General features: G+C 71.8%; 17 protein-coding genes. 8 read left to right on the top strand and 9 right to left on the bottom strand.

The window, feature by feature from the left end; genetic code table 11:
• Positions 1-14 precede the first annotated feature (14 nt).
• The gene (locus SZN_RS05880) at positions 15-905 is read right to left on the bottom strand and encodes a carbohydrate kinase family protein (protein WP_043728657.1); all 891 of its coding nucleotides are present in this window, start codon (positions 903-905) and stop codon (positions 15-17) included.
• 251 nt (positions 906-1,156) lie between these two features.
• Positions 1,157-2,065: a pseudouridine-5'-phosphate glycosidase gene (locus tag SZN_RS05885; RefSeq protein ID WP_007492335.1), complete on the bottom strand. Its 909-nt coding sequence runs from the start codon at positions 2,063-2,065 to the stop codon at positions 1,157-1,159.
• A 99-nt stretch (positions 2,066-2,164) separates the two neighbouring features.
• On the opposite strand from SZN_RS05885, the gene SZN_RS05890 reads away from it, so the two are divergent.
• Positions 2,165-2,593, top strand: coding sequence for a VOC family protein (locus tag SZN_RS05890; RefSeq protein ID WP_007492338.1), 429 nt, complete (start codon positions 2,165-2,167; stop codon positions 2,591-2,593).
• 74 nt (positions 2,594-2,667) lie between these two features.
• Here the strand turns inward: SZN_RS05890 and fdhA are convergent, their stop codons facing one another.
• The 4 genes from fdhA to SZN_RS05910 all read right to left on the bottom strand — a co-directional run bounded on the left by fdhA (position 2,668) and on the right by SZN_RS05910 (position 6,997).
• Positions 2,668-3,894, bottom strand: a complete 1,227-nt coding sequence (fdhA, locus tag SZN_RS05895; RefSeq protein WP_043728606.1) for a formaldehyde dehydrogenase, glutathione-independent — start codon at positions 3,892-3,894, stop codon at positions 2,668-2,670.
• 160 nt (positions 3,895-4,054) lie between these two features.
• Positions 4,055-5,338 (bottom strand): MFS transporter, encoded by a 1,284-nt coding sequence (locus SZN_RS05900; RefSeq protein ID WP_007492342.1) that lies wholly within the window; start codon positions 5,336-5,338, stop codon positions 4,055-4,057.
• Positions 5,339-5,512: 174 nt separating this feature from the next.
• A complete protein-coding gene (locus SZN_RS05905; protein WP_043728611.1) occupies positions 5,513-6,067 on the bottom strand; it encodes a methylated-DNA--[protein]-cysteine S-methyltransferase in 555 nt (184 codons plus the stop codon).
• 60 nt (positions 6,068-6,127) lie between these two features.
• On the bottom strand, positions 6,128-6,997 hold the full coding sequence (locus tag SZN_RS05910) for a glycerophosphodiester phosphodiesterase (protein WP_007492344.1): 870 nt from the start codon (positions 6,995-6,997) through the stop codon (positions 6,128-6,130).
• A gap of 279 nt (positions 6,998-7,276) precedes the next feature.
• Between SZN_RS05910 and SZN_RS05915 the strand changes: the two genes are divergently transcribed.
• The 6 genes from SZN_RS05915 (at position 7,277) to SZN_RS05940 (ending at position 16,028) form a co-directional block, all read left to right on the top strand.
• On the top strand, positions 7,277-8,143 hold the full coding sequence (locus SZN_RS05915; RefSeq protein ID WP_007492345.1) for an MHYT domain-containing protein: 867 nt from the start codon (positions 7,277-7,279) through the stop codon (positions 8,141-8,143).
• A 40-nt stretch (positions 8,144-8,183) separates the two neighbouring features.
• Positions 8,184-10,331, top strand: a complete 2,148-nt coding sequence (uvrB, locus tag SZN_RS05920) for an excinuclease ABC subunit UvrB (RefSeq protein ID WP_007492346.1) — start codon at positions 8,184-8,186, stop codon at positions 10,329-10,331.
• A 195-nt stretch (positions 10,332-10,526) separates the two neighbouring features.
• On the top strand, positions 10,527-11,105 hold the full coding sequence (locus SZN_RS05925) for a TerD family protein (RefSeq protein WP_007492347.1): 579 nt from the start codon (positions 10,527-10,529) through the stop codon (positions 11,103-11,105).
• Between the two features lie 54 nt (positions 11,106-11,159).
• Positions 11,160-13,157, top strand: coding sequence for a TerD family protein (locus SZN_RS05930; RefSeq protein WP_007492348.1), 1,998 nt, complete (start codon positions 11,160-11,162; stop codon positions 13,155-13,157).
• Positions 13,158-13,382: 225 nt separating this feature from the next.
• Positions 13,383-14,384, top strand: a complete 1,002-nt coding sequence (locus SZN_RS05935) for a TerC family protein (protein ID WP_043728617.1) — start codon at positions 13,383-13,385, stop codon at positions 14,382-14,384.
• 543 nt (positions 14,385-14,927) lie between these two features.
• A complete protein-coding gene (locus SZN_RS05940) occupies positions 14,928-16,028 on the top strand; it encodes a calcium:cation antiporter (RefSeq protein WP_007492352.1) in 1,101 nt (366 codons plus the stop codon).
• 34 nt (positions 16,029-16,062) lie between these two features.
• Here SZN_RS05940 and SZN_RS05945 read toward each other — a convergent pair whose 3' ends face one another.
• Entirely contained in the window at positions 16,063-17,334 is a 1,272-nt protein-coding gene (locus tag SZN_RS05945) for an MFS transporter (RefSeq protein ID WP_007492354.1), read from the bottom strand.
• 269 nt (positions 17,335-17,603) lie between these two features.
• Between SZN_RS05945 and aroQ the strand changes: the two genes are divergently transcribed.
• Positions 17,604-18,077 carry a type II 3-dehydroquinate dehydratase gene (gene aroQ, locus SZN_RS05950; protein ID WP_007492356.1) on the top strand — a complete coding sequence of 158 codons (474 nt, stop codon included), beginning with the start codon at positions 17,604-17,606 and terminating at the stop codon, positions 18,075-18,077.
• Between the two features lie 267 nt (positions 18,078-18,344).
• On the opposite strand, the gene SZN_RS05955 is transcribed toward aroQ, so the two are convergent.
• Together SZN_RS05955 and SZN_RS05960 are read right to left on the bottom strand one after the other, a co-directional pair.
• A complete protein-coding gene (locus SZN_RS05955) occupies positions 18,345-19,001 on the bottom strand; it encodes an MBL fold metallo-hydrolase (protein WP_007492357.1) in 657 nt (218 codons plus the stop codon).
• Between the two features lie 62 nt (positions 19,002-19,063).
• Positions 19,064-19,750, bottom strand: coding sequence for a maleylpyruvate isomerase family mycothiol-dependent enzyme (locus tag SZN_RS05960; protein WP_007492359.1), 687 nt, complete (start codon positions 19,748-19,750; stop codon positions 19,064-19,066).
• Positions 19,751-19,942: the final 192 nt, after the last annotated feature.

The following is a 19,942-nucleotide window of genomic DNA, read 5'->3' on the forward strand; positions in this document are numbered from 1 at the left end:
CCCGGTCCCGGCCGTCACCTCGGCGTCGGCGGTCTGCCCCCCACGCGCACCACCGCCGCCGCCCCCGCCCGGCACCCTTCCCGCGCCGCGTCCTCCGCGTCCGCGCCCGTGAGCAGCGCCGCGAGGAACGCGCCGGTGAACGCGTCACCGGCCCCGGTCGTGTCCCTCGCCGTCGTCCGCGGAGCCGGAATCCGGGCCCGTACGGCACCGGACCGGGCCACGAGCGCGCCGTCCGCGCCCTGCTTGGCGACCACCAGGGGCACGTGGCGGCTCAGCTCGGCCGCCGCGGCCGCCGGGTCGGGCTCGCCGGTGAGCAGGCATGCCTCGTCACGGCTCGGCAGCAGGACGTCCACCCCGGCGACGAGTTCCAGGAAGCGGTCGGCCCCCAACCGCACCAGGAACCCGGCCGACGCGGGATCCAGGCTCACCGGCACCCCACGCGCGCGGGCCGAGCGCAGCGCCGCCGCGACCAGAGCCCGGCTCGGCTCGGAGAACAGCAGGTAACCCGACAGGTGCAGATGGGAGACACCGTCGAGCAACGCCTCGCACCAGTCGCCGGGTTCGAGCCGCAGGGACGCGCCGCTGTCCGTGAGGAAGGTCCGCTCGGCGGCGGCATCGCCGTCGACCAGGCAGATCACCGTGCCCGTCGGCGCCCGGGGATCGATCACGAGGCGGGGCCGGACCCCGCCCGCGATCAGCTCCCGTTCGTGCCAGGCGGCCGCGTCCGACCCCACCCGTCCGAGCAGCCGTACGTCGGCACAGCCCCGATACGCGGCCCAGCAGGCGACATTGGCGCCCGCCCCGCCCGGTACCGTCCGCACGGCCGCCACCGTGTCCGTCCCCGCGGCGAGCGGGCCCCGGTGCCGTGCGATGACGTCGGTCACGACGTCCCCGACGACCAGCAGGCCACCGCCGCGAGCCCGGACGGCGGCGGGTTCGGTCCGCGAACAGGCGGCCGGGGATCCCGTGTTCAGCCGGTCCGCCCCGGCCCCGCCCTGCGACGCGCGAGAGGCACCCGCCCCGTCCGTGACACCCGCGCCGTCCGTCGGCCCGCCGCCCGGACCTTCCGACGCTCCGGCGCCATCGTCCCCGGAGCCGGCCCCACCGACGAGCCGTCCGGCCGGGCTGCCCACCACCTCGCCGCCGCGGTCTCCGCTCACGCCCCCGTCCAGGCCGCCGCGATCCCTGCCGCCAGCCGTACGTTTCCGCGCACCGCCGCGAGGTTGGCGGCCAGGGAGGCGCCGTCGGTGTGCCGTACCAGGTAGTCCAGCAGGAACGGAGTGACCGCCTGGCCGGTGATCTCCCACTCCTCGCACGCGTGGAGCGCTTCGGCGAGCACGCGCGCGTGCAGTTCCGGATCCAGTTGTTCCTGCTCCGGCACCGGGTTCGCGACGATCAGCGCCGACTCCGGCCCGCCCAGCGCGTCCTGAGCACGCATCACGTCGGCCACCTCCTCCGGCGAACCGAGCGACCAGTCCACCGGATGGCCCGAGTCGGACAGGTAGAACCCGGGAAAGCGTTCCGAGCGGTACCCGGCCACCGCGATGCCCAGGGTCTCCAGCCGTTGCAGGGTCGCCGGCACGTCGAGGATCGACTTCACCCCCGCGCACACCACCGTGACGCGTGTACGTGCCAGGAGCCCCAGGTCGGCCGACTCGTCCTGCGTCACCGTCCACTCCCGGTGCACGCCGCCGAGCCCGCCCGTGGCGAACACCCGCACCCCCGCGAGCGAGGCCAGCAGGGCCGTGGCCGACACCGTGGTCGCGCCGCTCGCCCCGGACGCCACCGCAAGGGGCAGGTCGCGGTGGCCGAGCTTGCGGATGCCCTCCTCGTTCGCGACCCGCTCCAACTGCTCCTCGTCCAGGCCGACGTGGGGCCGCCCGTCCAGCAGGGCGATCGTCGCGGGGACGGCGCCCGCACGCCGAACCGTTTCCTCCAGCTCCAGCGCCACCTGGAGGTTGCGCGGACGGGGCAGCCCGTGCGCGATGATCGTGGACTCCAGGGCCACCACGGGTCGACGCGCGTCAACCGCGTCCCGCACCTCTTCCGACACCACCAGCACCACGCGCCTGCCTCCTGTCCGTCGGTCCTCCCTCATCTCTGGCGGCCGGCGCGCCCGGTCAAACCCTTGCGGTCTGTGGGGGACGACACCAGCCTTGAAGGCATGACGGACAACACCGCACGCCTCGACCACGTCGTCCTCTGGGTCCGTGACCCGGTGGCGTCGGCCGACTTCTACGAGAAGACGGTCGGCATGGAGCCGGTCAGGCTCTCCGAGTTCACCGCGGGGGAGGTCCCGTTCCCCTCCGCGCGCCTCAACGAGGAGACGATCATCGACCTCATGCCGCTGGCCATGGCCGAGCGGATGACGATGCTGCCCGCGTCCGCCGAGAGCGCGGGCCACCCCGTCAACCACGTGTGCCTGGCCCTGCCCGCCGACGACTTCGACGCGCTGCGCACCCGCCTGGAGGAACGGGCCGCCCCCGTGTCGGACATCTCCCACGACTCCTTCGGCGCCCGCGGGAAGGCCAGACGCAGCTTCTACTTCCGCGACCCCGACGGCAACGTCTTCGAGGCCCGCCACTACGACTGACCGGACACGGGCGGGGCCACGCGCGCGTGGCCCCGCCCTGGCGTCGCCCGGTCCCGGACCGGCCGCTCCCGGTGTCAGACCGGCTGCGCGCCGTCCAGCGCCCCGTGCGGATTGAGCACGTACTTGCGGCTCGCGCCCTGGTCGAACTCGGCGTAGCCGGTCGGTGCGTCCTCGATGCCGATCACGGTCGCGTTGACCGCCTTGGCGATGTGCACCCGCTCGTGCAGGATCGCCATCATCAGCGCCCGGTGGTACTGCATGACCGGGCACTGTCCGGTCGTGAAGCGGTGGCTCTTGGCCCAGCCGAGGCCGAGGCGCACCTTCAGCGTCCCGGACTTCGCGTCCTGGTCGATTCCGCCGGGGTCGTCCGTGACGTACAGGCCGGGGATGCCGAGGGCACCGCCCGCGCGCGTGACGCCCATCAGCGAGTTCAGGACCGTCGCGGGCGCCTCCTGGGCGTCGGGTCCGTGACCCCGTGCCTCGAAGCCGACCGCGTCGACCGCCGCGTCCACCTCGGGCTCGCCGAGGATCTGCGCGAGCTGGTCCTCGACGCTGCCCTGGGACACGTCGACGGTCTCGCAGCCGAAGCTCCTCGCCTGGGCCAGCCGTTCGGCGTTCAGGTCGCCCACGACCACGACCGCGGCGCCCAGCAGCTGCGCCGACGCGGCCGCGGCGAGCCCGACCGGCCCCGCTCCGGCGACGTACACCGTCGAGCCGACGCCCGCACCCGAGCTGACCACCCCGTGGAAGCCCGTCGGGAAGATGTCCGACAGCATGGTCAGATCGAGCAGCTTCTCGCGCGCCTGGTCCGGGTCGGGGAACTTCAGCAGGTTGAAGTCCGCGTAGGGGATCATCACGTACTCGGCCTGTCCGCCGACCCAGCCGCCCATGTCCACATATCCGTAAGCGGCTCCCGGGCGGGCCGGGTTGACGTTCAGGCAGATGCCCGTCTTGCGTTCCTTGCAGTTGCGGCACCGCCCGCAGGCGATGTTGAACGGTACGGAGACGACGTCCCCGACGTCGATCGTCTCGACGTCCGGCCCCCGTTCGACGACCTCCCCGGTGATCTCGTGTCCCAGGACCAGCCCCTCGGGCGCGGTCGTCCGCCCGCGCACCATGTGCTGGTCGCTGCCGCAGATGTTGGTGGCGAGGATCTTGAGGATGACCCCGTGGCGGCACTTGCGGCCGATGTTCGCGGGGGCCACGCCCGGTCCGTCCTTGAGTTCGAGCGTCGGGAAGTCGATGGTCCTGACCTCGACCGTGCCCGGCTTCAGATACGCCACTGCCCTGTTTCCGCTCATGCCTGATCGCCGTCCTTTCGGATCCGTCTCTTCCGGATGCCAGTCGGATGCCAGCGGCTGTGCGCATGTTCGAGTCTGCTACCGCTTCCCGGGTCCGGCCAGCCGTCGCGCGCCGGCAACGGAGGACCGGGGCGGCGGTCCGGACGGGGCAGTGCGGCCCTCAGCCGTCGACCGGGACCTCTCGCACCCGTCTGACCTTGGTGAACAGCGCGAGCGCGGCGAGCGGGAGCAGCAGCAGGGCGGCTGTGAGGTTCAGCCAGCCGTAGCTCGCCCGCGCGACCACCAGTCCGGCGACCGCGCCCCCGATGCCCGCGCTCGCGTTCATGACGAGGTCCGACAGCCCCTGGGCCGCGGCCCGTGCCGGCTGCGGAACGGAGTCGGTGAGCAGGGCGGACCCGGAGACGAGCCCCGCGGACCAGCCGAGCCCCAGCACGAACAGGCCCACGGCCGTCTGACCGTGACTGGCGCCCGCCGTGCCCGAAAGGAACATCGCGGCCACCAGCAGCCCCACGCAGAGCCCGATGCCCGACAACCGCCCCAGCCGGTCCGTCAGCCGCCCCATGAGCGGCGCGAACGCGTACATGCCCGCGATGTGGACGCTGATGACCAGGCCGATCAGATCGATGCCCGCACCCTGGTGCGCGAGCGCGACCGGAGTCATCGACATCACCGAGACCATCGCCGTGTGCGCGACGGCGACCGTCACCACCGCGAGGCGGGCCCGCGGCGAGGCGGCCACCGCGGACATCCCGGCCCGCAGGGAGCGGCCCTTCGGCGACTGTTCGTCGGCGGGCGCCAGGGACCGCGCGGTGAGCAGCGGGTCGGGGCGCAGCAGCACGGCCACGACGACCGCCGATATCAGGAAGATCCCGGCCGCCCACAGGAACGGGCCCGCCGCCGCGGGTATCCCGAGGCCCGTGACGCTGCGGCCGGCGGGCGCGGCGATGTTCGGGCCCAGCACGGCGCCGAGGGTGGTCGCCCACACGACCAGGGAGATCGCGCGGGCGCGGCGCTCCGGCTCGGCCAGATCCGCCGCCGCGAACCGCGCCTGGAGGTTCGCAGACGAGGCCGCGCCGAACGCCGCCATACCGCACAGCAGCAGCGGAAAACTCCCCACGCGCGCCGCGATCACCGCGACGGCCGCGCCCACGGCCCCGATCAGATAGGCCAGCACCAGCCCGGGACGCCGCCCGCGCGCGGTCATCAGCGCGGCCAGCGGCATCGACAGCAGGGCGGTTCCGGCGACCGTCGCGGTGGGCGCGAGCCCGGACAGCGACTCGCTGCCGCTCACCTCCTGGGCCAGCACGGCGGCGAGGGCGATGCCGGTGGCCACGCCCAGGCCGCCGAGGATCTGCGTCGCGATCAGCACGGCCGTGATGCGCCGCCGCAACGCGGGCATCCCCTCCGCCGTCACGGCCGGCGCCACCGCGCGCCCGACGGTCATGAGGCATCCTCCGCCGCGGGCAGACCCGGACCGGACGGCCGGGAGGCGCGCACCGGCCGGGGCGCGTACAGGTGAGTGAAAAGTCTCGTCACAGGCGCAGTCTCCCCCCCCTCGTGTCCCGCCCGCCCCTGCCGGTGACCGCCCGCCGTCCGCCTCGGACGGCGGCCCCGCTCCTCAGAACAGGGGCTCCGGCAGGACCCCCTCCAGCGCCAGCAGCTTGCGCTTGGTCTCCAGCCCGCCCCCGAAACCCCCGATCCCGCCGTCGCTCTCCACGACCCGGTGACAGGGCACGACGACCGGCAGCGGATTGGCGCCCATCGCCGTCCCCACCGCCTGTGCCGCGCCCGGCTGCCCCACCCGCCCCGCCAGATCGCCGTACCCGACGACCGAGCCGTACGGCACACCCGTCGCCAGCTCGCGCAGCACCTCGCGGTTGAAGCCGGAGACCAGCGACCAGTCGAGCGGCAGCCCGAACGCGCGGCGCGCGCCCGCGAAGTACTCCTCCAGCTGCCGCGCCGCCTCGGCCAGCAGGGGAGAGCCGGGTGCCTCGACCGGCTCGGCGCCCCACCGCGACGCCAGCCGGGCGAGCGCCTTGTCGCGCACCTCCTCCGTGGCGTGGAAGACGACGCCGACCAGGCCGGTGGGGGTCGCCGCCAGCAGCAACGGACCGATGCCGCTGCCGACGACGGCCCACACGACCCGCCGCCCGTCCTGCCCATGACTGTCCATGCGCCCACCGTACGGCTCACCACTGACAACGCCCCCGGACCGGCAGGCGGCCCGCGGTACTCAGCCCGCGGGGAACGCGTCGCGCACCACGTCCGGGCTGTTGGTGATGATCCCGTCGACTCCGTAGCCCCCGACCTGCCGGGCGGCGTCCGCGTCGTTCACGGTCCAGGCGAAGAGCTGCATCGGGCCGCCGTGGGCGCTCTCGGTCTGGTGCACGGAGGCGACGTAGCCCGCGGACAGGGACGTGTACGACGGGTTGATCATGTCGGCGAAGGTCGCGTACCAGGACAGATCCGCCACCGGGGGAGTCCCGAGGAAGCCCGTCCTCACGTCGGGCCGCAGTTCGTGGACGCCGCGCACGCTGTCCGCGCTGAAGCTCTGCACGATCAGCCGGTCCGTCAGATGGGCCCGGTCGAGCCAGCCCTCGTTGCTCAGCACCTTCAGCGTCTGCTCTTCGATGCCCGGGTACAGCTCGGGGTTCTTGACCTCCAGGAGCAGCTTCTGGTTGTTGAGCTCCACACGGTCCACGTACTGCTTCAGCGTCGGCACGCGCGTGTTCGCGTAGGCGGGAGAGAACCAGCTGCCCGCGTCCAGGCGGGCGATCTCCGCGGCGGTGAAGTCCTTCACCTTCCAGGGCGACCGGCCCGGGAACACCTCCTCGGCGTCGGTCGTCCGCCTGAGGTTGTCGTCGTGCATGACCACCAGCTCGCCGTCCTTCGTGCGCTGGACGTCGTTCTCGACCCAGTCGACGCCCAGTGCGGCGGCCTTGTCGACGGCGGCGAGCGTGTTCTCCGGCGCGTACGAGGAGGCTCCCCGGTGGGCGACGACCGTGGGCCGTTCCGAACCGGCCCGGGCGGCGGGAGCGGGAAGGAGCAGCGCGGTGCCCCCCAGGAGTGCGGTCGTCGTGGCGGCTACAGCGCGCGCGTGCATGCGTACTCCTCGCGTCGGGTGATCACGTTCAGCTCAACTCTGACAGCACAGGGTCAACGACGAAGGAGTGCGGGACGGCCCCCTGCTGAACGGAGTTGCAGGGTCCCGCTCACTCGTGCGGCACAACTGGGGCGAGGCGGTGTTTGTTTGCCGGAGAATCGTTCGACCATTCCGGTGGGGGCTACCCTCTGCCTCAACCCTGGTCGCTCGGGCGGTCCTGGGAGGGGGGCGGGCTTCACGGCATTCCGGGACGTAAACGGGTGGGAAGGGCAGCCGCGTATGCAGGGCACGGTCGACGGTTTCAGCTACGGACTCGTCACACCGGTGGTGGCCTTCCTCATGGCCTGCTTCGGCGGCGCGCTCGGACTGCGCTGCACCGCGCGGTCGATGCTGGTCTCGGGCACCTGGCGCCCCGGCTGGCTCGCCCTCGGCTCGGCCGCCATCGGTTCCGGCATCTGGACCATGCACTTCATCGCGATGATGGGGTTCCGGGTCGAGGAGGCGCCGATCCACTACGACGTGCCGCTGACCTTCGCGAGCCTGGCCGTCGCCATCGTCATGGTCGGCGTCGGGATCTTCATCGTCGGCTACAAGGGTGCCCGCGGAGCGGCCCTGTTCACCGGGGGCACCCTCACCGGACTCGGCATCGCCACCATGCACTACCTGGGCATGGCCGGTATGCGGCTCAACGGCAAGCTGGAGTACAACACCTTGACGGTCGGGGTCTCCGTCGCCATAGCCATGGCGGCGGCCACCGCTGCCCTGTGGTCCGCGGGACAGGTCAGGGGCGTGCTGTGGACCGTGGGCGCCAGCCTCGTCATGGGCCTCGCCGTCAGCGGCATGCACTACACCGGGATGGCGGCACTCACCGTCCACGTGCAGGGCGCGCAGGGCGCCACCGAGGGCCACTCCGCCGCCTCGGTCCTCGCGCCGCTGATGGTCGGCCCGCTCTTCCTGCTCGTCCTCGCGGGCGCCGTCGTGGTCCTCGACCCCAAGATGGTGATGGGCAAGCCGGCCGGGCGGCCCGTCGAGCACAGGCCGGGCGTCCCGGCCCACACCGTCGTCCCGCGCCGCCCCCGCCGGGCGCCGCTGCCGACCCTCCGGACCGTGCCGAGCCGGGCCCCTCGGACCCCGCAGAACCACTGATCGGACCGCGTTGTCAGTGGGGGGTCGTACGGTGGATGACATGCGGCCCGTTTCCAGCATCGAACGCACGGTGGCGCCCATCGAGGTCGTCAGCCCCTACCAGCCCAGCGGCGACCAGCCGCAGGCCATCGCCGAGCTCGCCCGGCGCATCGAGTCCGGCGAGAAGGACGTCGTCCTGCTCGGCGCGACCGGCACGGGAAAGTCCGCCACCACCGCGTGGATGATCGAGAAGCTTCAGCGCCCCACCCTGGTGATGGCGCCGAACAAGACGCTGGCCGCCCAGCTGGCGAACGAGTTCCGCGAGCTGCTCCCGAACAACGCCATCGAGTACTTCGTCTCGTACTACGACTACTACCAGCCCGAGGCGTACGTCCCGCAGTCGGACACCTACATCGAGAAGGACTCCTCGATCAACGAGGAGGTGGAGCGTCTGCGGCACTCGGCGACCAACTCGCTGCTCACCCGCCGCGACGTCGTCGTGGTCGCCTCGGTGTCCTGCATCTACGGCCTCGGCACCCCGCAGGAGTACGTGGACCGGATGGTCCCCCTGAAGGTCGGCGAGGAGATCGACCGTGACGCGCTGCTGCGCCGCTTCGTCGACATCCAGTACACCCGCAACGACCTCGCCTTCACCCGCGGCACCTTCCGGGTGCGCGGCGACACCATCGAGATCTTCCCGGTCTACGAGGAGCTCGCCGTCCGCATCGAGATGTTCGGCGACGAGATCGAGGCCCTGTCCACACTCCACCCGCTCACCGGGGAGATCATCAGCGACGACCAGCAGCTGTACGTCTTCCCGGCCTCCCACTACGTCGCGGGCCCCGAGCGCATGGAGCGGGCGGTCAACGACATCGAGAAGGAGCTCGTCGAGCGCCTGGCGGAGCTGGAGAAGCAGGGCAAGCTCCTGGAGGCGCAGCGTCTGCGCATGCGCACCACCTACGACCTGGAGATGCTCCGCCAGATCGGCACCTGCTCCGGCGTCGAGAACTACTCGATGCACTTCGACGGCCGCTCGCCCGGATCCGCGCCGAACACCCTGCTGGACTACTTCCCCGAGGACTTCCTGCTCGTCATCGACGAGTCGCACGTCACCGTGCCGCAGATCGGCGCCATGTACGAGGGCGACGCCTCCCGCAAGCGCACCCTCGTCGACCACGGGTTCCGGCTCCCCTCGGCCCTGGACAACCGGCCGCTGAAGTGGGAGGAGTTCCAGGGGCGCATCGGTCAGACGGTCTATCTGTCGGCCACTCCGGGCACCTACGAGCTGTCCCGCTCCGACGCCCCCGTCGAGCAGATCATCCGCCCCACCGGCCTCGTCGACCCGCAGGTCGTGGTCAAGTCCACCGAGGGCCAGATCGACGACCTGGTCCACGAGATCCGCGCGCGGGTCGAGAAGGACGAGCGCGTCCTCGTCACCACGCTCACGAAGAAGATGGCCGAGGACCTCACGGACTACTTCCTGGAGCTCGGCATCCAGGTGCGCTACCTGCACAGCGACGTCGACACCCTGCGCCGCGTCGAGCTGCTGCGCGAGCTGCGGGCCGGTGAGTTCGACGTCCTCGTCGGCATCAACCTCCTGCGTGAGGGCCTCGACCTGCCGGAGGTGTCGCTGGTCGCGATCCTCGACGCCGACAAGGAGGGCTTCCTGCGCTCGGGGACGTCCCTGATCCAGACCATCGGCCGCGCCGCGCGCAATGTCTCCGGCGAGGTCCACATGTACGCCGACAAGATCACCCCGGCGATGGAGAAGGCCATCGACGAGACCAACCGCCGCCGGGAGAAGCAGGTCGCCTACAACCAGGCGAACGGCATCGACCCCCAGCCGCTGCGCAAGAAGATCAACGACATCGTCGCGCAGATCGCCCGCGAGGACGTCGACACCGAGCAACTGCTCGGGACCGGCTACCGCGCGAAGAAGGACGGCCGCGGCACCAAGGCGCCCGTCCCCTCGCTCGGGACCAAGGCGGCCCAGGGCGCGAAACCGGCCAAGTCCACGCGGCGCAAGGCAGCGGAGACGGTGCCGAGCGACCGGCCGGCCGCCGACCTCGCCGAGCAGATCGAGGAGCTGACCGAGCGGATGCGGGCCGCCGCCGCGGACCTGCAGTTCGAGATCGCGGCGCGGCTGCGCGACGAGGTGTCGGAGATGAAGAAGGAACTGCGCCAGATGAAGGAGGCGGGTCTGTCCTGACCCGCCCGCCAGGGTGCCGGCCGACCCGGCCGGCACCCTCTGCACAGCCCGCCGGGACCTCCACGAACGCGCAGTGTTGCAAGACCGACACAAAGTGGGGACCGGGGTACGTCACTGTCAGTGTCCCTGCGTAGGGTTCTGGTCATCCGCGGAGCCCGCGGGCAACAGGGGACAGCTCGAGAGGGGAATCAGCACGTGACCGTCAACATGACCAAGGGTCAGGCAATCAGTCTGCAGAAGAGCGACGGGGGCAGCCTGACCGCGGTACGCATGGGTCTCGGCTGGCAGGCGGCTCCCCGGCGCGGCCTGTTCGGCTCGCGCACGCGGGAGATCGACCTCGACGCCTCCGCCGTCCTGTTCGCCGACAAGCAGCCCGTCGATGTCGTCTTCTTCCGCCACCTGGTGAGCGACGACGGCTCGGTCCGCCACACCGGCGACAACCTGGTCGGCGGCGTGGGCCAGGGCGGCGACGACGAGGCGATCCTCGTCGACCTCGCGCGCATCCCGGTCCACATCGACCAGATCGTCTTCACCGTGAACTCCTTCACGGGCCAGACCTTCCAGGAGGTGCAGAACGCGTTCTGCCGACTGGTCGACGAGACCAACGGCCAGGAACTCGCCCGCTACACGCTCGCGGGCGGCGGCGCGTACACGGCTCAGATCATGGCGAAGGTGCACCGCACCGGCTCCGGCTGGACGATGACGGCCCTCGGCACGCCGGCCAACGGCCGTACGTTCCAGGACCTGATGCCGGCGATCCTGCCGCACCTGTAGGACACCCGGGGCGAGCGGCACACGACACCACGAACGACACAGGGGGACGAAGGCATGACGGCCGAGCTTGTGCGGGGGCAGAACCACCCGCTCTCCCAGGCCCGCCTGGAGATCCGGGTCTCGGCCGGCGCGCCCGTCGTGGCCGCCGCCACGCTCGGCGACGAGCAGGGCAGGATCAACGGCGTCGAAGGGGTGGCCCACCCGGGCGCCCCCACCCTGCCCGGCCTGGAGGTCTCCCGGCAGGCCGCCGCGGAGCACCGCCTCGCGGTGGATCTGGACGCCATGCCGGACACCGTCCACCGTGTCAGTGTGCTGCTCGCCCTGCCGGCCGACGGCGCGGGCGGCTTCGGCGCCCTGGCCACGCCCTTCGTCGCGGTCACCGGCCTCGACGGCACCGAGATCGCCAGCTACACCATCACGGGCCTGCAGGCCGAGTCCGCCGTCGTCGCCCTGGAGCTCTACCGCCGACAGGGCGCCTGGAAGGTCCGTGCCATCGGCCAGGGCTACGCGGGCGGGCTCGCCGACCTCCTCACCGACCAGGGCCTGGCCCAGGCACACCAGCTCGCCGCCGGAATCAACGAGGCCGTGGCGCAGGCTGTGGCCCGTTCGGTACCGGCCCCGCCGCCCCGGACCGACGGCGACCGCTCCCGCCAGGCCGCGGCCCCCGCGCTCGGCCCCGACCAGGGCGGCCAGGCGTCCCAGGGCGCCGCGGGTGCGGTACCGCCCACGTCGCCGTACACCACCCAGAACCCCGGCGGACCGGGCCAGCCCCGGGCGCAGTCGCCGTATCAGGACGGCGCGGGTGATCCCACCCAGCCGGTCACCTCCGCGCCGGGCGGCCCGATCGACTACAGCCACCCGCGCCGCCGGACGACGGCGCCGCCCCCGCCGCCGACCGCGCCCCCGGCCCAGCCCGGACAGCCCACGCGGCCCGTGGCGGGCGACGCCACCGGCTGGTCGATGGAGGAGCGGCTCTACAACCAGGTGTGGGGCATGTTCGAGGACCTGGCCCGCGCGGCCGCCGCTTATCGCAGCGCGGTCGACTTCGCGGACTCCCGCATGGAGAAGGAACTCGACCAGGTCCTGTCGGACCCGCGCAGCCGCATCGGCGGCCAGGGCGACGCCGCCCGTGAGGCCGCCCAGGCCAAGCACGACCAGCTCGTCAACCAGGCCCGGGTGACGCTCGACCGGGACGTCGCCCAGCTCACCGCCGAGTCCGAGGTCGTCGACCCCGCGCTGCCGCCGCCGTACGCCAGCTGGGACAGCCCCGTCTGGCAGGGCTACCGCGTCCCCATGGAGCTGCCCATGGCAGTGCGCCTGGGCGACCTGCATCTGCCCGAGAGCCCCGATCTGCGCATTCCGATGCTGATCCGGCTGCCGCTGGAGCGCGGTCTGTGGATCGACAGCGGCCGTGGCGGATCGCTCGACGGCTCCTTCACCGACTCCCACGACATGCGGCGGCTGGCGATGGAGACGGCGGTGGCGCACGCGGCACGGCTGCTCGCCGTCTACCCGGCGGGCGAGTTCACGGTGCACGTGATCGATCCGGCAGGCGCGGGCGCGCAGTCCCTGGCGCCGCTCGTGCGGACCGGTGTGCTCGCGGCTCCGCCCGCGGTGGGCGCGGCCGGCGTCTCGGAGGTCCTGGCGAGGCTCACCCAGCGCGTCGATCTGGTGCAGATGGCTCTCCGGGGCGGGGCGCCGGACTCCCTTCCCCCCGGCTTCGACACCTCCCAGCAGTTGCTGATCGTCAACGACTTCCCGCACGGCTTCGACGACCGCGCCGTGAACCAGCTGAGGTACCTCGCCGACGAGGGGCCGGCGGTCGGCGTCCATCTGATGATGGTGGCGGACCGCGAGGAGGCCACCGGCTACGGTCCGCTGCTCGACCCGCTCTGGCGGGCACTGCTGCGGCTGACCCCGGTGCCCGACGATCATCTGGCCGACCCGTGGGTGGGCCACGCCTGGACCTACGAGCCGCCCGTGGTGCCGTCCGGCAGCCAGGTGCTCCAGCAGGTCCTGGGCCACGTGGCGGCCGCTCGGACGGGGTACTAGCAAAAGGCCCTGACCAGCGAACTTGGCAGCCCTTTTGCCAATTGCTTTACCTTTCCTTGGTGATTCGGTACTGTTGATCCCACGGAGGGGAGTACTCCCTGTCTGCTGCGACGTTCCCGTCAATACGGATCCGGCCAGATCCCGGGGCGTCGGCCCATCTTGGGTGGAAGAGACCTCCGGCGCGCGACGACGCTGACATTTGCCGTTACGACTGCCGGAGGCGCAGTGGAAGTTTCCACGACCTTGTGGGTCCTGACCATCGTGGGCTTGGCCGCCCTCATCGCCGTCGACTTCTTCATCGGACGCAAGCCACACGACGTGTCCATCAAGGAAGCCGGAATCTGGACGATCGTCTGGATCACCCTGGCCGGCCTCTTCGGGCTCGGCCTGCTCTTCTTCGGCGGCGGACAGCCGTCGGGTGAGTTCTTCGCCGGCTTCATCACCGAGAAGTCGCTGAGTGTCGACAACCTGTTCGTCTTCGTGCTGATCATGGCGAAGTTCTCGGTGCCGTCCCAGTACCAGCAGAGGGTGCTGCTCATCGGCGTCCTCATCGCCCTGGTGCTGCGCGCCGTCTTCATCGCGGCGGGCGCCGCGATCATCGCGAGCTTCTCGTGGGTGTTCTACCTCTTCGGCGCCTTCCTGATCTGGACCGCCTGGAAGCTCATCCAGGAGGCGCGCTCCGAGTCGGAGGACGAGGAGTTCGAGGAGAACAAGCTGCTCAAGGCAGCCGAGCGCAGGTTCGGCGTCGCCGACCGGTACCACGGCACCAAGCTGTGGATCCAGGAGAACGGCAAGCGCGTCATGACCCCGATGCTGGTCGTGATGCTGGCGATCGGTACCACCGACGTGCTGTTCGCCGTGGACTCCATCCCGGCGATCTTCGGCCTGACGCAGGACCCGTACATCGTGTTCACGGCCAACGCGTTCGCGCTCATGGGCCTGCGGCAGCTGTACTTCCTCATCGGCGGCCTGCTGAAGAAGCTGGTCCACCTCAGCTACGGCCTCTCGGTCATCCTGGGCTTCATCGGCGTCAAGCTGGTGCTCCAGGCGCTGCACGAGTCCGGTGTCGGCGTCCCGAAGATCAGCATCCCGGTCTCGCTCGGCGTGATCTGCTCGGTCCTGATCGTCACCACGATCACCAGCCTGAGGGCGTCCAAGAAGCAGGCGGCGGCCGAGGCCGCGCGGGGCGGCAGCGAAGGCGCTCCGAAGGACAGCATCGACGTCTGACCTCGTCCGACGTAGAAGGAACAAGAACCAACACCGGGAGTGGTGCCGAGCGAATCGCCCGAGCACCGCTCCCGGTGCTTGTTCGGGTACGGGCGCCCCGCAGGGGGTACCACGGCCCGGGGAGGCACCGATGGACGTACTCACGAAGTTCGCGCGGATCGCAGACTTCGGGACAGAGCACATCTACGCGGCACGGGAGCCGGATCCAGGAGAGGCGGCAGCGCCTCGCCGGCCACGGCCCCGCCCGGCGATTCGTCCTCCGGGACCGGGGTCGGGCCGCCCGCTGTCGCGGGTCGCTCGAGCCCGGCCCCCACGGGGAAGCGACGCGCACCGGCGAAGACGCCGGTACCACCAAGTTCGCGGAGCGGATGGCCGCGCCGTGCATCAGGCCGCCGTCCTTCACGGACTGCGACATAGAGGAGATGACCGATTCCGCGTAGCGACATACGACCCGCAGGTGCCCCGCATCCCGAGGACGCGGGGCCGCCTGACAACCCGACAGACCGGAATGCGAACCCCGACACCCTCTGGGACGATCGCTCCATGATCGCTCGGCTCAGGCCGCTCATGACGCAGTGGACGTTCGTCGTGCCGGTGCTCGCGGTCGTCCTGCTGGTGTTCACCTGGGGACGGAGCCTGCCGGGCGCCGTCGTCGCCGTGGTGACGCTGGTCCTGGCGGGCGCGGTCCTGGCCGCCGTGCACCATGCCGAGGTGGTGGCCCACCGGGTGGGCGAGCCGTTCGGCTCCCTCGTCCTCGCCGTGGCCGTCACGATCATCGAGGTCGCCCTGATCGTCACCCTGATGATCGACGGCGGCGACAAGAGCGCCACCCTGGCCAGGGACACGGTCTTCGCGGCCGTGATGATCACCTGCAACGGCATCGTCGGACTGAGCCTGCTGGTGGGCTCACTGCGGCACCGTACGGCCGTCTTCAACCCGGAGGGCACCGGCGCCGCCCTCGCGACCGTCGCCACATTGGCCACACTCAGCCTGGTGCTGCCGACGTTCACGACGAGCAAACCCGGCCCGGAGTTCTCCGGAGTCCAGCTGATGTTCGCGGCGGTCTCCTCGCTGATCCTCTACGGCCTGTTCGTGACGACGCAGACCGTACGGCACCGTGACTACTTCCTGCCCATCACCCGGCTGGGCGAGGTGATCACCTCGGAGGACCACGCCGACGCGCCCTCCAAGCGGTCCGCACTGCTCAGCCTCGGCCTGCTGGGGCTGGCACTGATCGGTGTCGTGGGCCTGGCCAAGGGAGTGTCGCCGGCCATCGAGTCGGGCGTGCAGGCGGCGGGCCTGCACCAGGCCGTCGTGGGCGTGGTCATCGCCCTGCTCGTCCTCCTGCCGGAGACGATCGCCGCGGTGCGGGCCGCCCGCCGGGACCGCGTGCAGACCAGTCTGAACCTGGCGCTCGGCTCCGCGATGGCGAGCATCGGCCTGACCATCCCCGCCGTCGCGCTGGCCTCCATCTGGCTCTCCGGCCCGCTGGTCCTCGGACTGGGGCCCACCCATATGGTGCTGCTCGCCCTGACGGTGGTGGTGAGCTTGCTGACGGTCGTGCCGGGGCGGGCGACCCCGCTCCAGGGCGGTGTCCATCTGGTGCTGTTCGCGGCCTATCTGGAGCTTGCGATCAACCCGTAGCGGCCCTCGCGACCCGTGTGCGAGGCGGAGCCCGTCACCCGGTGGCGGGCTCCGCCGCCATGGCGGGCACCGGGCGCGTCTCGGGCAGCAGGGCGAAGCACCCCAGGCTGAGCAGGGCGAGCCCGGTCAGATACGCCCCCACGCTCCAGGGCACCCGCCCGCTCTGCTCGACGAGCGCCGTCGCCACGATCGGCGTCAGCGCGCCACCGAGGACCCCGCCGAGGTTGTAGCCGACCGCGGCGCCCGTGCAGCGCACACGGGGTTCGTACAACTCCGGCAGATACGCGGCGATCACGGCGAACATCGTGATGAACGCCAGCATGGCGCCCAGGAATCCCGCGAACATCAGCAGCGGCTCACCCGTCGCGAGGAGGGCGACCAGTGGGAACATCCACAGCGCCGCCGCGGTGCACCCGACGAGGCACAGGGGACGGCGTCCGTACCGGTCGCCGAGCATCGCCACCAGCGGCGTGAGCGCGCCCTTCACCAGCACCGCACCCATGATGCAGACCAGCAGGACGCCGCGGTCCACCCCGAGGCGTTCGGTGCCGTAGGACAGGGACCAGGTCGTCACGGTGTAGAAGACGGCGTATCCGATCGACAGCGCGCCGGCCGTCAGCAGCACCAGCCGCCAGTGGTCGCGTACGACCTCGGCGAGCGGCACGCGCGCGTGGTCGGCGACTTCCAGGAACCGGGGGCTCTCCGCGAGGGACGACCGCAGCCACAGCCCCACCAGGGCGAGCACACCGGCCGCCCAGAACGGCACCCGCCACCCCCATGCCGCGAACTGCGCCTCGGACAGCGTCGCCGACAGGGCCAGCACCACGCCGTTCGCGAGCAGGAAGCCCACCGCTGGTCCGACCTGGGGGAAGCTCGACCACAGCGCGCGCCGTCCGGCGGGCGCGTGCTCCACCGTCAGCAGCACGGCCCCGCCCCACTCGCCGCCAAGCCCCAGCCCCTGGAGGAAGCGCAGGGCGAGCAGCAGCAGGGGAGCGGCGACGCCGATCGTGCCGTACGTCGGCACGCAGCCGACCGCGACCGTGGAGGCGCCCGTCAGCAGCAGGGAGGCCACGAGCACCGGACGCCGTCCGTGCCGGTCGCCGATGTGCCCGAACAGCACCGAGCCCAGAGGGCGCGCCACGAAGCCCACCCCGAAGGTCGCGAACGCGGCCAGGGTCCCGGCGAGGGGCGAGAACGTCGGGAAGAACAGCGGCCCGAGAACCAGCGCGGCAGCGGTCCCGTAGACGAAGAAGTCGTAGAACTCGATGGCGGTCCCGGCCAGTGAAGCGGACGCGAGCCGCAGCATGGAGGGCGCCTTTACGGTGCGTACGTCGTGCATACCGCGTCAACTACCCACAGTCACCGACGGTTACGGGGGCGTGCGGGGGCGGTCGGCCGCGTCGGTCCGTGCCGGTGAGCGCCGGGCGGGTCCTCCCGAGAAGCGCCTCCAGGGGCGCCGTGGGCCGGTCCCGGTCCCGGAGGGCAGGGGCCTCGGCGCTGTCGGCGCACCGTGATAGACCGGGGGCTGAGCAGCGGTCTTCGACGGACCGCCGACCCCTACGGACCGGAGGAACCGTGCCCCGCACCCTGGCCAACGCCCCGATCATGATCCTCAACGGCCCCAACCTCAACCTGCTGGGCACGCGGCAGCCGGAGATCTACGGTTCGGAGACCCTGGCCGACGTGGAGGCGCTGTGTGCCAAGGCGGCGGCCGCGCACGGCGGCACCGTCGACCTCCGTCAGTCCAACCACGAGGGCGTGCTGGTCGACTGGATCCACGAGGCGCGCTCCGGCCACAGCGGCATCGTGATCAACCCCGGCGCCTACTCGCACACGTCCGTGGCGATCCTGGATGCGCTCAACACCTGTGACGGGCTTCCTGTGGTGGAGGTCCACATCTCCAACATCCACCGGCGTGAAGCGTTCCGCCACCACTCGTACGTCTCCCTGCGCGCGGACGGTGTCATCGCGGGATGCGGCGTGCAGGGGTACGCGTTCGGGGTGGAGCGGATCGCCGCGCTCGCGGGAACGGGCCGGGCGGACACCTGACCGGGGGCGGCACACGCGCGTGTACGGTTTCCCTGGCGACTGGACCCCCGTGTACGGCCGGCCCGTGCGCGAGGTTCCTGACGGCGTGCCAGGGTCGCCGGTCGAGGGCGGGGATCGAAGACCGGCGACCCCATCCGCTCAGGAGCCGTCATCCCGGGCGGGGCTGAGTCCAGTTGACTGCGCGCCGTTGTGCGCCGGGAGCGCGCGCACGGCGCCTGCGCGTGCGAAGCGTTCACACGGGGCGCGCGCCGGGCTCCGCCGCGCCGGTCACCACCCCCGCGCGCGCCACTCCGGCAGGTGCGGGCGTTCCGCGCCCAGGGACGTGTCGTCGCCGTGCCCGGGATAGACCCAGGTCTCGTCCGGCAGCACGTCGAAGATCTTCGTCTCCACGTCGTGGATCAGACGGGCGAACGCCTCCGGATCCTTGCGGGTGTTGCCGACACCTCCCGGGAACAGGCAGTCGCCGGTGAACACGTGCGGGTGGCCGTGGGGGTCGTCGTAGACCAGGGCGATGGAGCCCGGTGTGTGCCCCACCAGGTGGCGGGCGATGAGGTCGACGCGCCCCACCCGGATGACGTCGCCGTCGTCGACCAGGACGTCGCTGGGTACGGGGATGCCGTCGGCGTCGTGCCGGCCCGCGTAGGTACGCGCGCCCGTGGCCTCCACGACGGCCGCGAGCGCCTGCCAGTGGTCGCCGTGCCGGTGGGTGGTGACGACGGAGGTGACGCCGTCGTCACCGATCGTGCCCAGCAGCGCGTGCGCGTCGTTGGCGGCGTCGATCAGCAGCTGCTCGTCGGTGGCGCGGCACCGCAGCAGATAGGCGTTGTTGTCCATCGGGCCGACCGCGATCTTGGTGATCATCAGGTCCTTGAGCTCGTGCACGTCGGCGGGGCCACCGACCGTCACCTGTCCGCTGTACGTCATGGCGGCAGCCTATAGCGGAGGCCGGGCGCCCGGCCGCTGTACGGGGAGCCCGACGGGAGTCCCTACAGCGGGGGGAGCGTAGGGAGGACGCCGCCCTCGGTGCTCAGCCCGGAGCCGTCGCGCCGCCCGGCGAGCCAGCCCAGCAGGTCGGGCGCCGGCCCCCGGACGGTGATCCGCGGAGCGTCCGCCTCCCGGCCGGTGCTCCACGCCCGCGTGCCGTCGGTCAGCCGTGTCGGCGGGACGTCGGGACGGCCGGTGAAGCGTTCGGCGAGGAACCCGGTCTCCCGCTCCACGAACTCCGCGGGCAGGTCCTCCAGCTCGTAGCCGATGCCGAGATCCACGTGGTGCAGCTCCACCTCGACCCAGCGCCGGAACGGCACCCGGGCGGCGGCGTCGGTGACGCCGTTGCGCAGCTCCACGGTGCGTGACCAGTCCGCGGGGGCCTCGCCGGCCGTCCGGAACCGACCACCGCTGTCGCGCACGTCGGTGAGGTGGACGTCCACGGGGCGCGTGGCGTCGCGCGCGATGTCGGCGTCCCGGGTCGCGGCCGAGGCGTACATGGGGCGTCCTTCGAGGACGTTCACCAGGGCGTCGGCGTTGCGGGCGAGGTGGGCGAGCACATGGCCGCGGCTCCAGCCGGGCAGGCGTGACGGCTCCGCCACCGACGCGTTGTCCAGCTTGGCCGCTGCGGTGAGCAGCCGGTCCGTCGCCTCATGCACGGACAGCAGGTCACGAGCGTGATCAATCATGGTGCTGACATTAGCCTCGCCACACCTTTGGGTGAAGGTGGTGAACGAGTGCCGTAAATCGAATGCACGTGCTATACGCTCGTTCCCGGCGTCGGGCATGCTGGATGGTCCGGGATTGTTGTCCCATTGGGGAATCCGACCGGCGTTGTCAGTGGCTCCCCCTAGTGTGGAAACACGGGGGCCTCGCCCCTG

The organism is Streptomyces zinciresistens K42, assembly GCF_000225525.1.
In the GTDB taxonomy this organism is placed as follows: Bacteria; Actinomycetota; Actinomycetes; order Streptomycetales; family Streptomycetaceae; genus Streptomyces; species Streptomyces zinciresistens.

What these genes read in the sequence shown, in the direction of transcription:
- SZN_RS05910 (WP_007492344.1), bottom strand. Translation starts at nt 6,997, where the DNA reads ATGCACGCGCGCGCTGTAGCCGCCACGACGACCGCACTCCTGGGGGGC.
- SZN_RS05940 (WP_007492352.1), top strand. Translation starts at nt 14,928, where the DNA reads ATGATCGCTCGGCTCAGGCCGCTCATGACGCAGTGGACGTTCGTCGTG.
- SZN_RS05915 (WP_007492345.1), top strand. Translation starts at nt 7,277, where the DNA reads ATGCAGGGCACGGTCGACGGTTTCAGCTACGGACTCGTCACACCGGTG.
- SZN_RS05955 (WP_007492357.1), bottom strand. Translation starts at nt 19,001, where the DNA reads ATGACGTACAGCGGACAGGTGACGGTCGGTGGCCCCGCCGACGTGCAC.
- SZN_RS05960 (WP_007492359.1), bottom strand. Translation starts at nt 19,750, where the DNA reads ATGATTGATCACGCTCGTGACCTGCTGTCCGTGCATGAGGCGACGGAC.
- SZN_RS05900 (WP_007492342.1), bottom strand. Translation starts at nt 5,338, where the DNA reads ATGACCGTCGGGCGCGCGGTGGCGCCGGCCGTGACGGCGGAGGGGATG.
- SZN_RS05945 (WP_007492354.1), bottom strand. Translation starts at nt 17,334, where the DNA reads ATGCTGCGGCTCGCGTCCGCTTCACTGGCCGGGACCGCCATCGAGTTC.
- SZN_RS05905 (WP_043728611.1), bottom strand. Translation starts at nt 6,067, where the DNA reads ATGGACAGTCATGGGCAGGACGGGCGGCGGGTCGTGTGGGCCGTCGTC.
- SZN_RS05890 (WP_007492338.1), top strand. Translation starts at nt 2,165, where the DNA reads ATGACGGACAACACCGCACGCCTCGACCACGTCGTCCTCTGGGTCCGT.
- SZN_RS05930 (WP_007492348.1), top strand. Translation starts at nt 11,160, where the DNA reads ATGACGGCCGAGCTTGTGCGGGGGCAGAACCACCCGCTCTCCCAGGCC.
- fdhA (WP_043728606.1), bottom strand. Translation starts at nt 3,894, where the DNA reads ATGAGCGGAAACAGGGCAGTGGCGTATCTGAAGCCGGGCACGGTCGAG.
- uvrB (WP_007492346.1), top strand. Translation starts at nt 8,184, where the DNA reads ATGCGGCCCGTTTCCAGCATCGAACGCACGGTGGCGCCCATCGAGGTC.